The sequence below is a fragment of the Bradyrhizobium sp. CCBAU 11386 genome (genome assembly GCF_028128955.1).
Lineage (GTDB): Bacteria > Pseudomonadota > Alphaproteobacteria > Rhizobiales > Xanthobacteraceae > Bradyrhizobium.
This window is the reverse complement of record NZ_LBKA01000199.1, coordinates 1-14,014: the sequence shown is the minus strand read 5'-3', so window position 1 is coordinate 14,014 and position 14,014 is coordinate 1. Positions and strand designations below refer to the sequence as shown.

Annotated in this window: 10 protein-coding genes; 3 read left to right on the top strand and 7 right to left on the bottom strand. The window is 65.5% G+C overall.

Translation table 11 applies throughout. The annotated features are described in order from the left end of the window. The first annotated feature begins 6 nt into the window (after positions 1 to 6). Positions 7 to 894: a 2-oxo-4-hydroxy-4-carboxy-5-ureidoimidazoline decarboxylase gene (gene uraD, locus XI09_RS14560; protein ID WP_271567442.1), complete on the top strand. Its 888-nt coding sequence runs from the start codon at positions 7 to 9 to the stop codon at positions 892 to 894. Here uraD and XI09_RS14555 read toward each other — a convergent pair. The 3 genes from XI09_RS14555 to XI09_RS14545 are packed head-to-tail and all read right to left on the bottom strand — an operon-like array spanning position 891 to position 5,858. Then, entirely contained in the window at positions 891 to 2,288 is a 1,398-nt protein-coding gene (locus XI09_RS14555; protein ID WP_271567441.1) for a nucleobase:cation symporter-2 family protein, read from the bottom strand. The two genes, uraD and XI09_RS14555, sit on opposite strands and share 4 nt — an antisense overlap. Positions 2,289 to 2,310: 22 nt before the next feature. Continuing rightward, positions 2,311 to 5,034 (bottom strand): molybdopterin-dependent oxidoreductase, encoded by a 2,724-nt coding sequence (locus XI09_RS14550; protein ID WP_271567440.1) that lies wholly within the window; start codon positions 5,032 to 5,034, stop codon positions 2,311 to 2,313. Continuing rightward, complete coding sequence (locus XI09_RS14545; RefSeq protein WP_271567439.1) at positions 5,031 to 5,858, bottom strand: FAD binding domain-containing protein; 828 nt, start codon at positions 5,856 to 5,858, stop codon at positions 5,031 to 5,033. The genes XI09_RS14550 and XI09_RS14545 overlap by 4 nt, the downstream gene beginning before the upstream one ends. A gap of 153 nt (positions 5,859 to 6,011) precedes the next feature. Between XI09_RS14545 and XI09_RS14540 the strand changes: the two genes are divergently transcribed. Then, the gene (locus XI09_RS14540; protein ID WP_271567438.1) at positions 6,012 to 7,361 is read left to right on the top strand and encodes an 8-oxoguanine deaminase; all 1,350 of its coding nucleotides are present in this window, start codon (positions 6,012 to 6,014) and stop codon (positions 7,359 to 7,361) included. Between the two features lie 106 nt (positions 7,362 to 7,467). Here XI09_RS14540 and XI09_RS14535 read toward each other — a convergent pair whose 3' ends face one another. The 4 genes from XI09_RS14535 to XI09_RS14520 all read right to left on the bottom strand — a co-directional run bounded on the left by XI09_RS14535 (position 7,468) and on the right by XI09_RS14520 (position 12,173). Beyond that, positions 7,468 to 8,544: a BMP family ABC transporter substrate-binding protein gene (locus tag XI09_RS14535; protein ID WP_028174403.1), complete on the bottom strand. Its 1,077-nt coding sequence runs from the start codon at positions 8,542 to 8,544 to the stop codon at positions 7,468 to 7,470. A gap of 78 nt (positions 8,545 to 8,622) precedes the next feature. Continuing rightward, entirely contained in the window at positions 8,623 to 9,540 is a 918-nt protein-coding gene (locus XI09_RS14530) for an ABC transporter permease (protein ID WP_027545862.1), read from the bottom strand. After that, positions 9,527 to 10,618, bottom strand: a complete 1,092-nt coding sequence (locus XI09_RS14525) for an ABC transporter permease (RefSeq protein ID WP_271567437.1) — start codon at positions 10,616 to 10,618, stop codon at positions 9,527 to 9,529. Before XI09_RS14525 ends, XI09_RS14530 begins: the two co-directional genes overlap by 14 nt. Then, on the bottom strand, positions 10,602 to 12,173 hold the full coding sequence (locus XI09_RS14520) for an ABC transporter ATP-binding protein (RefSeq protein ID WP_271567436.1): 1,572 nt from the start codon (positions 12,171 to 12,173) through the stop codon (positions 10,602 to 10,604). Before XI09_RS14520 ends, XI09_RS14525 begins: the two co-directional genes overlap by 17 nt. Positions 12,174 to 12,755: 582 nt before the next feature. Here XI09_RS14520 and XI09_RS14515 point away from each other — a divergent pair. After that, positions 12,756 to 13,862, top strand: a complete 1,107-nt coding sequence (locus XI09_RS14515; protein ID WP_271567435.1) for a hypothetical protein — start codon at positions 12,756 to 12,758, stop codon at positions 13,860 to 13,862. Positions 13,863 to 14,014: the final 152 nt, after the last annotated feature.

The window sequence follows — 14,014 nt, the reverse complement described above, 5'->3', positions numbered from 1 at the left end:
GCAACGATGTCGCAAATCCCGCTCGCCGATCTCAACGCCGCCGACAAAGCCGGCTTCGTCGCGGCCCTCGCCAATGTCGTCGAATATTCGCCCTGGATCGCGGAGAAGCTCGCCGGCCAGCGGCCATTCACCGGCATCAACCAGTTGCACGCCGCGCTGATGGCAGCGATCCAGAGCGCCGAACCCGACGTGCAGCTGGCGCTGATCCGGGCGCATCCCGACCTCGCCAACAAGACCCAGCGCGCCGCGGGCCTGACGGCGGAATCGACCGACGAGCAGAACAGCGCCGGGCTCGACCGGTTGTCGGAAGACGAATATGCCGCGTTCGAGCGCGTCAACAATGCGTACCGTGAAAAGTTCGGCTTCCCCTACATCGTCTGCGTGCGCCGCCACACCAAGGATTCCGTGCTGGCCGACTTCGAGACGCGGCTGCTCAACATTGCCAAGACCGAGACGCGACGGGCGATCGAGGAGATTGGCCGCATCTCGGCGCTGCGGCTCGATCAGCTCGTCGTCACCGACGACAAGCTCAAGGTGCACGGCCGGCTCTCGACGCATGTGCTGGACAATCACGCCGGCAAGCCTGCGCCGGGCATCCCAGTGGAGCTCATCGAGCTCTCTGCGCTCGGCGAGAGCCGCGTCATCGCGCGCACCGTCACCAATGCGGATGGGCGGACCGACCAGCCGTTGATCGGCGGCCGTCCGCTTCCGATCGGCCGCTACGAGCTTCGCTTTCGCGTCGCCAAATATTACGCCGAGCGCAACGTGCCGCTGTCAGAGCCGGCGTTCCTCGACGAGATCCCGTTGCGCTTTGCGATCAGCGAGCCGGAAAACCATTATCACGTGCCGCTGCTGGTCACGCCCTGGAGCTACGCGACCTATCGCGGCAGCTAAACATGCTGCGCGGATGATGCGACTGCCGCAGCATCCGCCTCTGCCGCAGCGCCGCCGCTCAAGCCGTTGAAGAAGGCATTGAGCAGCACGGAGACCACCGCACAAAGCAAAATGCCGGACTCCAGCAGCGGCTGGAGATCATGCGGCAGGTTCCGGAAGAACCCGGGCGCGGCGAGCGGGATCAGGCCGAAGCCGATCGAGATCGCGACGATGAAGAGATTGTAGCGGTTGGTGCGGAAATCGACCGAGGTGAGGATGCGCGCGCCTGTTGCCGCGACCATGCCGAACATCACGAGGCCCGCGCCGCCGAGCACGACCAGCGGCACCGCCTCGACCAGCGCGGCGAGCTTCGGCAGCAAGCCGAGCCCGAGCATGATGCAGCCGCCCGTCACCGTCACCCAGCGCGAGCGAACGCCGGTGACCGAGACCAGGCCGACATTCTGCGAGAACGAGGTGTAGGGAAAGGTGTTGAAGATGCCGCCGAGCAGCGTCCCGACGCCGTCGGCGCGCAAGCCCCGGCTCAGGGCTTCGCGGTCGACCGCCTTGCCGGTGATGTCGCCGAGCGCGAGGAACATGCCGAGCGACTCGATCATCACCACGATCATGACGACGCACATGGTGACAACAGGCACCAGATGAAATTGCGGCATGCCGAAGCGGAAGGGGATCACCAGCGCGCCCCAGGAGGCCGCGGTGACCTTGTCGAAATGCATCACGCCCAGAATGGTTGCGAGTACGGCGCCGGCGACGATGCCGAGCAGCACGGAAACGTTGGCGAGGAAGCCGGTGCCCCATTTGATCAGGCCGAGGATGAAAAGCAGCACGAACAGCGAAATGCCGAGCCCCTGCAATTGCCCATAGGCCGGATTGGGAAAGCTTCCGGCGACGCCGTCGACCACCTTCGTCAGCGTCGGCAGGCCGCCGCCGGCCCAGTTGATGCCGACCCGCATCAAGGAGATGCCGATGACGAGAATGATGCTGCCGGTGACGACGGGCGGAAACAGCGGCAGAAGCCGGCTGACGAAGGGTGCGGCGACGATGCCGAACAGGCCGGCGGCGATGACGGAGCCGTAGATGCCGAGCAGGCCGATATCGGGCGCGGCCGCCATCGAGAGCATCGGTCCGACCGAGGCAAACGTCACCCCCATCATCACCGGCAGGCGGATGCCGACGCCGGGGAAACCCAGGCATTGCACCAGCGTCGCAATCCCGCAGGCGAACAGGTCGGCGCTGATCAGGAAGGCGACGTCCTCGGGCGGCAGCTTCAGCGCGCGTCCGATGATCAGCGGCACCGCGACCGCGCCGGCGTACATCACCAGCACGTGCTGGAGCCCGAGCGCGAGCAGGCGCGGGACCGGCAGGACCTCGTCGACAGGATGGACCTCGCTGCTCATGAATGAATCCCCCGAAATAGGCCTAACCAAATTTGTCGTGCAGCGCCGGAAACAGCCGGTCCGGCTTGAAAGGCGGCGCCGTGAAGCGGATGCCGGTGGCGTCTGCAATCGCGTTGCCGAGCGCGGCGGCGACCGGGTTGTACGGACTCTCGCTCATCGACTTCGCGCCCAGGGGGCCGATGGTGTCGGAGGTCTCGGCGAAGAGGACCTCGGTGCGCGGCACGTCGGCGAAAGAAGGCAGGTGGTAGTCGCGGAACTTCGGGTTGGTGACGCGGCCGGTCACGTCGATCACCATCTCCTCGTAGAGCGCAGCGCCAAGCGCCTGCGCGACGCCGCCCTCGACCTGGCCGCGGCACTGCATCGGGTTGGCGACGACGCCGGCATCCGCCGCCTGCACGCTTCTGAGAATCTTGAGCTCGCCGGTGGCCTTGTTCACCGCCACGCGAAAGCCCTGCACGTTGAAGCCGACCGAGCGCGGCGTGCCGCCGGAATTGCCGTGTGCTGCGAGCGGCTGGCCGCGTTCGCGGGCAAGCTTCACGAGATCCATAAAGGACATGCGCCGCACGCCGCTGACGACCGTCTCGTCCTCGAGCGTGCAAGTCCCGACGTCGCAAAGCCAGGCGTCTGCGGCCGCCGCCTTCAGCTCGGTCGCAAGCTGCATGGCCGCCGCATGGGTCGCCTTGCCGGCGACGAAAGTGCCCGCGCTGCCATAGGCGCCGGTGTCGTGGCCGCCATGGGCGGTATCGGACTGGCGCAGGCGAATCCTGTCGACGGTGGTCGCAAGCGTCGTCGCCGCGATCTGGCTGTGGACCGTGCTGGTGCCGTTGCCGAACTCGGCGGTGCCGACGGTGAGATCGAAGCCGCCGTCGTCGTTGAGCGCGATCATGGCGTCCGCGATGTGGCCGGCCGGCGGCACCGTGTCGATCATGGTCAGCGCGATGCCGTCGCCGATCAGCCATTCCGGCGACAGCTCCGGCTGCGGGCCATCCGCCTGCATCGCGCGCTCGACGAGATCGAGGCACTGGTCGAGGCCGTAGGAGCCATAGAGCACGTCGTGATATTCGGACGGCGGCGGCGACAGCATGGGATCGCCCGGCTTGACGATGTTGCGCCGGCGCATGTCGTAGGGGCTGATGCCGAGCCGCCTGGCCAGCTCGTCGATCGCGGCCTCGATCGCGATCAGCGTCTGCGGCAGGCCATAGCCGCGAAACGCGCCGGATGGCACCGTGTTGGTGTAGACGGCGTAGCCGTCCACTCGCTTGTTCGGGCAATTGTAGACGCTGATGGACTCGGCCAGCGAGTGGAACATCACCGGGCCGGCGTGATTGCCGTAGGCGCCGGTGTTGGAGAGCACGTCGAGCTGGAGTGCGGTGAGCTGGCCGTCGGCATCGGCACCGGCCTTGATGTGGACCCGCATCGGATGCCGCGTCGAGGTCGCGATGAACTGCTCCTCGCGGGTGAGCTCGAGCTTCACGGGCCGTCCGGTCTTCAGTGCGGCGAGCGCCAGGATATCCTCGACGAACATCTCCTGCTTGCCGCCAAAGCCGCCGCCGACGCGCTCGCAGAACACGCGGACCTTGTCCATGGGCAGCTGGAAGATGTCGGACAGCGCGCGCCGGGTCAGGAACGGCACCTGTGTCGAGGTGCGGACGTTGAGCACCCCGGAAGCGTCGAGCCAGGCGAGGCCGCCATGGGTCTCTAGCGCCGCATGCTGCACGCGATGGCTGTGGAAGGTGGCCTCGTAGGTGACGGCAGATGTGGCGAGTGCTGCTGCGACATCGCCGAACTCGCCATGGGTCTCAGCCGCGAGGTTGCGCTTGGCGTCGGCGACGCGGTTCTCGGTGGTACGGTCCGGATGAATGACCGGCGCGCCGGGCGCCATCGCCTGCTCTGGATCGATCAGCGCCGGCAGGATCTCGTAAGTGACCTTGAGCCTCCGGCAGGCCTCCTCGGCGGCGCCTTCGCTGTCGGCGACGACGGCGGCGACCTTCTGGCCGATGAAGCGCACGACGTCGTCGAGGATGCGAGTGTCCTCCGGGTCCATCCAGTCCTTCTCGTGCCGCGCGGTCGAGATCAGCACCGATGGAGCATCCTCATGCGTCAGCACCGCATGCACGCCGGGAACGCCGAGTGCGGCGGACTTGTCGATCGCGATGATTCTGGCGTGGGCGTGAGGCGAGCGGAGCAGCTTGATGTGCAGCAGGCCGCCCATCTGTGTGTCGAACGTGTAGCGTGCCTTGCCGCGCACGACATCGGGACCTGCGGGCGCCGGCAGGCTGCGGCCGAAGGCGGCGCCGGCCTCGACGCTCTCCTCGACATTGATCTTGCCGAGCAGCGCGTCCTCGATCGCGCGATATCCGGTGCAGCGGCAGATATTGCCCTTCAGCGCGGCGCCGAGATCGGTGCGTTGCGCCTGGTTCAGCGAGGCGCAGGTCAGGATCATGCCGGCGGTGCAGAAGCCGCATTGAAAGCCCTGCGCATCGAGGAAGGCCTGCTGCATCGGATGCGCGCCGTGGTCACCGCCGAGGCCCTCGATCGTAGTGACGGCGCGCCCCTCGGCGCGGAACGCCGGGATCAGGCAGCTGTGCACCGGCTCGCCGTCGAGCAGCACGGTGCAGGCGCCGCAATCGCCGGCATCGCAGCCCTTCTTGACGCCGAAATGACCGAGCTCGCGCAGGAACGTGCGGAGGCACTGGCCGGCGCGCGGCTCCTGCGGAAACGTCTTGCCGTTGATCTCGAAGCTCATGACGGCGTCGCCCCCAGGAGTTCGCCGCGAATCTCTTCGGCGAGCCGCAGCGTCATGTGCTTGCGCCAGAGCGGCTTGCCGTGGATGTCGGTGTGGTACAGGTCATCAGTGATCTGCTGCACGATCGCGTCGCGAAGCGCATTCGCGTCCGGCCGTTTGGGAAAGGAGAGCCGGATCGGCCGCACCGTCGATGCGGTGACGGTCAGCGCCAGCGTGCCATCGGGATCGAAGCTGCCGATCAGGAGCGCTGCCGAGCGGCCGACCGGGGCGAGCGAAATCTGACGAAATGCCGTGCGGCGCTTCAGTGCGGCAATCGGGATATCGATCTGCCGCAGCAGATCGCCCGGCGTCAGGCGGTTGCGCTGGTTGCCGGTGACGAAGTCGATGACGGGAATCTTCTGTTCGCCGCCGCCGGCCTTCCAGATCGTGCAGACGCCGTCGAGCGCTGATGTGAGCGAGATCATCGGACCGGCCGGCAGCGACATGCAGAGATTGCCGCCGACGGTTGCGGTCTTCCAGATCTTGAACGACGCAAGGAAGGCGCGGCAGCACTGGTTGATCAGCGGCGCTGCGAGCCAGTCGGGCGGGCAGGCGAGTCCATCGATCTGCGCGACAGTACAAGTGGCGGCAATGCCGAGATGGCTCTCGGTGATCGTCAGCGCCGGCCATTTCAGATCGGTGAGATCGATCAGCCGTGTCAGCTGCGCTTGCGGCTCCGAGAACAGCCAGGTGCCGCCTGCGAGCCAAGCATCACCTGGCGTCCAAACGGGCAGCTGCGCGCGCGTTTGCGGATGGGCTACGGCTGTGATGGTATTCAAGTCCATGGCTGCGCCAGCGCTTGCACCGAGTGATTTGTACCGAGGGAAAGTCTTGCAAGACCAGAGCCAAGTCGCAACAAGAAGTCGCAGCGGGAACGCGATCGGGCTGGCCTCCGCCTTGCAGGTCTGCCGTCAGCGGATGTGGGGAGAAACAGGATCATGAGCGACGCGAAGCCGATCTGGATCAGGGATCCCCTGGCCATCCTCGCCGACGGCGCCGGGCGCGGGATCGTGGTGAAGGATGATCGAATCGTCGAGCTCGTGCCGGCCGGCGGCGTGCCTGCGACCGCGGATGTCGCGGTGTTCGACGCGGGCGAGCACGTCGTGCTGCCGGGCCTCATCAACACCCATCATCATTTCTACCAGACGCTGACACGGGCGCTGCCGGCGGCGATGGACCGCGAGCTGTTTCCCTGGCTCCAGGCGCTCTATCCGGTGTGGGCGAGGATGACGCCGGAATCGCTGGAGCTCGGCGTGACCGTGGCGATGTCCGAGCTGCTGCTGTCCGGCTGCACCACCACGACCGATCATCACTACGTGTTCCCGGCCGGGCTCGAAGAGTCCGTCGATATCGAGGTCGGAGTCGCAAAACGGCTCGGCGTGCGCGTGCTGCTGACGCGCGGCTCGATGAACCTGTCGCAGCGCGACGGCGGTCTGCCGCCCGACAGCGTCGTGCAGGACGAGGACACGATTCTCGCCGACAGCGCGCGCGTGGTCGCAAAGCATCACCAGCGCGGCGCGGATGCGATGGTGCAGATCGCGCTCGCGCCTTGCTCGCCGTTCTCGGTGACGACCTCCCTGATGCGCGCGACCGCCGACCTCGCCGACAAGCTCGACGTGCGCCTGCACACCCATCTCGCCGAGACCGAGGACGAGAACAAGTTCTGCCAGCAGATGTATGGCTGCCGTCCGCTCGACTATCTGGAGCAATGCGGCTGGCTCAACGCGCGGACCTGGCTCGCCCACGGAATCTTCTTCAATCCGGACGAGATGAAGCGGCTCGGCAAGGCCGGGACGACCATCAGCCATTGCGCCTGCAGCAATCAGCTTCTGGCATCCGGTTGCTGCCCGGTCTGCGAGATGGAGGAGGCCGGCGTCGGGATCGGCATCGGCGTGGACGGCTCGGCCTCGAACGACGGGTCGAACCTGATGCAGGAGGTGCGGGCCGCGTTCCTGCTGCAACGGGCGCGCTACGGGGTGACGAGGGTCAGTCACAAGGATGCGCTGCGCTGGGCGACCAAGGGCTCGGCGGCCTGTGTCGGCCGGCCGGAACTCGGTGAGATTGCCGTCGGCAACGCGGCCGATCTCGCGCTGTTCAGGCTCGACGAGCTGCGTTTCTCCGGCCATGGCGATCCCCTGGCCGCGGTGGTGCTGTGCGGGGCGCACCGGGCCGACCGGGTCATGGTGGCAGGACAATGGGCCGTCATCGACGGCGCGATTCCGGGACTGGATGTCGCCGATCTCATCCGCCGCCACGGTTCCGCGGCGCGGGCGATGCAGGCGGGATAGGGGCGGAATAGAAAGAGGGGGCAACCACAAGTGCCGGGTGCTTGTGGCTACCCCCTCCGAACCTCCTCCGGGAGGAGCAGGTGATCTGGGCAATGCAAGAAGCGTGCTACTTGCCCGGCAGCTTGTCGTCGATGCCCTTGACGTAGAAATTCATGCCAAGGATCTGGCCGTCAGCGAGGTTGGCGCCGCCCTTGCACTCGACCTCCTTGCCGTCCTGCCCAACGATCGGGCATTTGAACGGATGCAGCTTGCCGGCGGTGATTGCGGCCTGGGCATCCTCTGCCATCTTCTTCACGTCGTCGGGCATGTTGGTGTAGGGCGCCATCGCGAACATGTGGCTGTCGAGGCCGCCCCAGGTGTCCTCGGACTTCCAGGTGCCGGCGAGCTCGGCCTTGACGCGCTCGATGTAGTAGGGGCCCCAGGTGTCGAGGATCGAGGTCAGCTGGGTCTTGGGCCCGAACTTGATCATCTCGGAATCCTGGCCGAAGGCGAGCTTGCCGCGTTCGCTGGCGATCTGCATCGCCGCCGGCGAGTCCGTGTGCTGCATGATGACGTCGGCGCCCTGGTCGATCAGCGCCTTGGCGGCGTCGGCTTCCTTGCCCGGATCGAACCAGGTGTTGGCCCAGATGATCTTGACCTTGATGTTCGGGTTGATGGTCTGCGCCGCGAGGATCGTCGCGTTGATGCCGGAGACGACCTCGGGGATCGGGAACGAGCCGATATAGCCGAGCACGCCGGACTTCGACATCTTGGCCGCGATCAGGCCCTGGATGTAGCGGCCCTGATACCATTTGGCCGAATAGGTCGACATGTTCTTGTCGCGCTTGTAGCCGGTGGCGTGCTCGAAATGCACGTTCGGGTATTTCTTGGCGACCTTCAGCGTCGGATCCATGTATCCGAACGACGTCGTGAAGATCAGCTTGTTGCCGGCGCGGACGAGCTGCTCGATGGCGCGCTCGGCGTCGGGACCTTCAGGGACGTTCTCGAGCGTGGTGGTCTCGATCTTGTCGCCCAATTCCTTCACCAGCGCCAGGCGTCCCTGTTCGTGCTGGTAGGTCCAGCCGAGGTCGCCCACCGGGCCGAGGTAAATGAAGCCGACTTTCAGCTTGTCGGCGGCGGAGGCGGCACTGACGCTTCCGGCAAGCAGAAGCCCGGCAGCCAGCGCAAGAAGTGATTTTCTCATCATCAATCTCCAGATAGTCGGGGAAAGCCACGATCCGCAGCGTGCGCGCCCCATCGCGCCCGCCGTGGAAATGAAAACTCAGCGGTCAGGCACGAACACGGTGCCGAGCGCGGCCGGCGCGGTCGAGCCACCGGTGCGCGCACGGGACAACAGGACCAGGACAATGACGGTTGCGAGGTAAGGCAGCGCCGACATGAATTGCGAGGGAATGCCGACGCCCCAGCCCTGGGCGTGCAGTTGCAGGATCGTCACCGCGCCGAACAGATAGGCGCCGACCACGAGCCGGCCCGGCCGCCAGGACGAGAACACCACGAGCGCCAGCGCTATCCAGCCGCGGCCCGCGGTCATGCCGGGAATGAAGAACGGCGTGTAGGCGAGCGGCAGGTATGCACCGGCAAGCCCGGCGCAGGCGCCGCCGAACATCACGGCGAAAGTGCGGATGCGCAGCACGGGATAGCCGAGCGCGTGCGCGGAGACGTGATTGTCGCCGCAGGCGCGCAGGATCAAGCCCGCCCGCGTGCGGTACAGGAACCACCAGACGCCGATGATGAGTGCGATGGAGAAGTAAACGAAGGCGTCCTCACCGAACAGCACGCGGCCGATCAGCGGGATGCCGGTGAGGCCGGGAATGGCAAGATGCACCGCCGGCGTGATGCGCTCGCCGACGAACCCGGCGCCGATCAGGCCGGAGAGCCCGATGCCGAGGATGGTCAGCGCCAGGCCCGTTGCGACCTGGTTGACGGCGAGGCCGAGCGCCATCAGGGCGAAGATCAGCGACATCAGCGTGCCCGCGACGATGCCGAACAGCGCGCCGACGAAGATCGAGCCGGTCAGCCAGGCGCCGGCAAAGCCGCAGGCGGCGCCAACGATCATCATGCCCTCGACGCCGAGATTGAGCACGCCGGAGCGCTCGGTCACGAGCTCGCCGGTCGCCGCGATCAGAAGCGGCGTCGAGGCGGCGAGCACCGCAAGGATGATGGCTTCAACCAGTTCCACGGGCCACCTGTCGGTTCGGGAAGACCAGCTTGAAGCGGTAGAGAATGAGGGAGTCGCAGGCGAGCACGTAGAACAGCAGGATGCCCTGAAAAACCTTGGTGACGTCCAACGGGATCTTCATCGCGATCTGCGCCTGCTCGCCGCCGATAAAGGTCAGTGCGAGAAAAAGGCCTGCAATTAGTATTCCAAGGGGATTCAGCCGGCCGAGGAAAGCGACGATGATCGCGGTAAAACCGTAGCCCGGCGAGATACCGGGCTGGAGATGTCCGACCGGGCCTGCGACCTCGATGATGCCGGCAAGGCCCGCGAGCGCGCCGGAGACGGCGAAGGTCAGGATGATCAGCTGGTTGGCGTTGAAGCCGCCAAACCGCGCCGCGCGCGGCGCAGCGCCAACCACGCGGATTTCGAATCCCTTGATGGTTCGTCCGAGCAGGATCGCCGCTGCCGCAACGACGAGCAGGGCGATGATCGACCCGAGATGCAGCCGGCCACCTTCGATCAGCAGCGGCACCGTCGCCACCGGATCGAATTCGGCGGTGGTCGGGAAGTTGAAGCCGTGCGGATCACGCCAGGGGCCGCGCACGAGATAGTCGAGAAAGAGATCGGCGACATAGACCAGCATCAGGCTGGTCAGGATCTCGCTGGCGCCGAACCTCACCTTGCAGATCGCCGGGATCAGCGCATAGAGCGCGCCTGCTGCGGCTGCGAGCACGAGCATCGCCGGCAACACCCAGGCTCCGGCGTCGGTGCCTTGCGTCTTCACCGCAATCCAGCTTCCGGCGACCGCGCCGATGAGGAATTGCCCTTCGGCGCCGATGTTCCAGGCGTTCGCGAGATAGCAGAGCGACAGGCCGATCGCGATCATCACCAGCGGCGTCGCCTTCACCGCGATCTCCTGGAGCGAATAGCTGTCAGTGAGCGGCGCGATGAAATAGGCATGCAGCGCGAGCAGCGGATTCTTGCCGAGGATCGCGAACAGGATGGTCATGGTGACGATCGTCAGGCCGATCGCGATCAGCGGCGAGACCAGTGCGATCGTGTTGGAGCGCTCGGCGCGCTTCTCAAGCACCAACTGCATGCGCGGCCTCCTTCGGCTCCAGGCTGCTGCCGCCCATCAGAAGGCCGAGCTTTTCGCGGGTCGCCTCGCTTGTTGCGAGCGGCGCCGACAGGTGGCCGTGGAACATCACGGCGATGCGGTCGGCGATCTCGGCGAGCTCGTCGAGATCCTGGCTTGTCACCAGCACGGCGGCGCCGGCGGTTGCGAGATCGAGTAGCGCCTGGCGGATCACGGCGGCAGCGCCGGCATCGACGCCCCAGGTGGGCTGGCTCACCACCAGCACCGCCGGATTGCGCAGGATCTCGCGGCCGACGATGAACTTTTGCAGATTGCCGCCGGAAAGGCTCGCAGCCTCCGGATCGCGCTTGGCCTTGCGCACATCGAACGTTTCGGTCGCCCGGTCGACGGTCTTCAGCGTCGCCGCGGTGTCGATGAAGCCGCGATGGACCATGCCGCTGGCGGCGTGCCCGGTCAGCAGCGCGTTCTCCGACAGCTTCATGCGCGGCGCGGTGCCGTGACCGAGCCGCTCCTCGGGAACGAAGGCGGCCCCCAGCTTGCGCCGCTGCGTGATCGACAGATGCCCGGCGGCGATGCCCTCGATCACCACCGTGCCGGGGTCCTTGGACAGGCGCTCGCCGGAGAGCGCGGCGAACAGCTCGTCCTGGCCGTTGCCGGCGACGCCGGCGATGCCGAGAATCTCGCCGCCCTTCAGCTCGAACGAGATGTGCTCAAGCCGAACGCCGTGCGCTTCGCTCGGTGCGAGCGAGAGGTCGTTGACGACGAGCCGCGGCACGGTGGTCTTGCGGCCGGCGGGCGCTTTGACTTCCTTGATCTCGCCGCCGACCATCATGCGCGCGAGCGAGGCGGCGGTTTCGAGCCGGGGATTGCAGGTGTCTACTTTCTTGCCGCCGCGCAGGATCGTGGCGGTGTCGCAGAGCCGCTTCACCTCCTCTAACTTGTGGCTGATGTAGAGGATGGCACGGCCTTCGGCCTTGAGCCGCTCCAGCACGATGAAAAGCTGGTCGGCCTCCTGCGGCGTCAGCACGGCGGTGGGCTCGTCCAGGATCAGGAATTTCGGATCCTGCATCAGCGCGCGGACGATCTCGATACGCTGGCGCTCGCCAACCGACAATTGCCAGACCTCGCGTTTGGGATCGAGCGGCAGTCCATAGGTCTTCGACACCTGCTCCAGCCGCGCCGACATGTCCTTGAAGGACTCTTTGCCGTCGAGGCCGAGCGCGACGTTCTCGGCGACGGTAAGGTTGTCGAACAGCGAGAAATGCTGGAACACCATGCCGATGCCGCGGCTGCGAGCTTCCGACGGACCGGACAGTGCGATCGGCTGGCCCTGCCAGCGAATCTCGCCGGCGCTGGGCTGGATCAGCCCGTAGATCGCCTTGACCAGCGTGGACTTGCCGGCGCCGTTCTCGCCCAGCAGCGCGTGGATTTCCGTCGGCCAGATATCGATGTCGATGGAGTCGTTGGCGAGAAAATCCCCATAGCGCTTGGTGAGCCCGAGCGTCTGAAGCAGCGGGGACTCGCCGGAATGCAGGCCGTTAGGCGTCGGATCTAACATTCGCTGATGCGCTTGCATGGGGTGAAGTGTCTCAATAGTGAGCTAGTTTGAACCGCCGCGTAAGGTGTGAAAAGCGTCATCCCTTGCTCAACGCTTCGGCAGGCGGTTGATATCGGCGAGTCGCCGCTCCGGCCGGGTGCGGATCGTGCTCCATCGCTTCGGGACTGTCCTTGCCGGCGCGGCTTGCGCGTGACGTCTGTTGCAAATTTGTGACGGTTCAAACCAAATCGGAACCGGCTGTGCAGGCTTGACGTGAAGCTGAGCAAAGTCGCGCCACCGCGCGTATGCATTTGCGGACCGATTTGACGATGGCCGCCGATCATCATGCCTGCACGTTCGCTCCGACATGAAAGCCGAACAAAATCAAACGGGAATGTCCGGCAATAGCCCGCCTTGCCTTGCCGTAGGCAGGCGGAAGGGAGCGCACGAGAATCCCTAGAATTCCGCAGTGAAATGCCGCCGCGTGCCGAAACAAGCGGCATGCCTTGAAAGAAGTTGAGGCTTCTCACCCCGGGAGATCGGCGCAAGTGTCGCACCCAAGGGACGTTCATTTTTACGTGTCCAAACTTGGGGGTATTCAGGATGTCGTTTCGTTTCAAGGCAATTGCAGCCGCTGCGCTGTCACTTGCTACACTCGCTACCTCTGGCCTGGCCCAGGCGGCGGATCTGCCGGTCAAGGCTGCCAAGAAGGCGGCCGACCTCCCGTTCTTCCTGGTGGTCGACAACCGCGTGTCCTTCTCGTGGATGCCCAAGGGTACCGACCCCGGCATGTGGAGCGTCCGTCCGGACGGCAGCATCAACGGCACCACCGCCAAGCAGGTCTATTCCTTCACCCACTTCGACCTCTGGGCCTACGGCACCAACTTCTTCACCATCTCGATGTTCAAGTCGGGTCATAACGACCCTGCCTCGCCTTGCGTTGCGCCGGGCGTGAACATCAACGGCACTTTCAGCGACTGTGCGGGGGCCACCGAGATCTACGGCCTGTTCCGCTCGACCTTCGGCTGGAACGAGATATTCAACACCAAGGCCTTCACCATGGGGCCGCTGCACAACATTTCGTTCGAAGTCGGCATGGATGCCAACACCGAGAACAACTTCCTCGCGCCCGCCAAGCGCGACGTCGTCGCCGGTCTCCAGTTCGCCTTCGACCTTCCCTACAAGGGCTACTTCAACGTTGCTCCGTTGATGTACTGGGAGTTTTCGAATCACAACGCCTTCACCCAGTGCGGCCTGTTCGCACCCGGTATTGCGGGCGTGACCTGTAACTCCGATGGCAATGTCAGCTACAACCCGACCTGGGCCGTCGAAATCAACTACTACATGGACCTCGGCTTCCTGCCGCCGAACATGCAGTTCTGGTCGATCAGCGGTCGCGCCGGCTGGTACGGACCGAAGGGTGACTCGAACGGCCTTCCCGCGCTGTCCGGCACAGGCATCTTCAGCACCAAGTCCAAGACCGAGCTGAACAGCGAGCCGATCCGCCTGACCTTCGATGCCTCGAAGGCGGTCTGGGGTGACAAGTACTCGCATTTCGTCGACCTGTGGGTTGCCTACCGCTACTGGCAGAACAAGTTCGGCCTCGACCACAACGCCATGGCGGGTGTCTGCACGGTCGCCGCGACCGGCCAGAGCACCAAGAGCTGCACCGAGTCCACGGTCTACGGTGGCATCACTGTGAAGTTCTGATCGACTGAAGTCTCCAAGCTAAAGCGATGGCGCCGCGCATGACCCGCGCGGCGCCATTGGCGTTTGCGTAGCCGTAGCAACCATTAAGAACGATGTGATCGCCCTCCTGGTCTAGCGTGACACCGTGCTCACGGCCGTCAAGGATGGCCTGG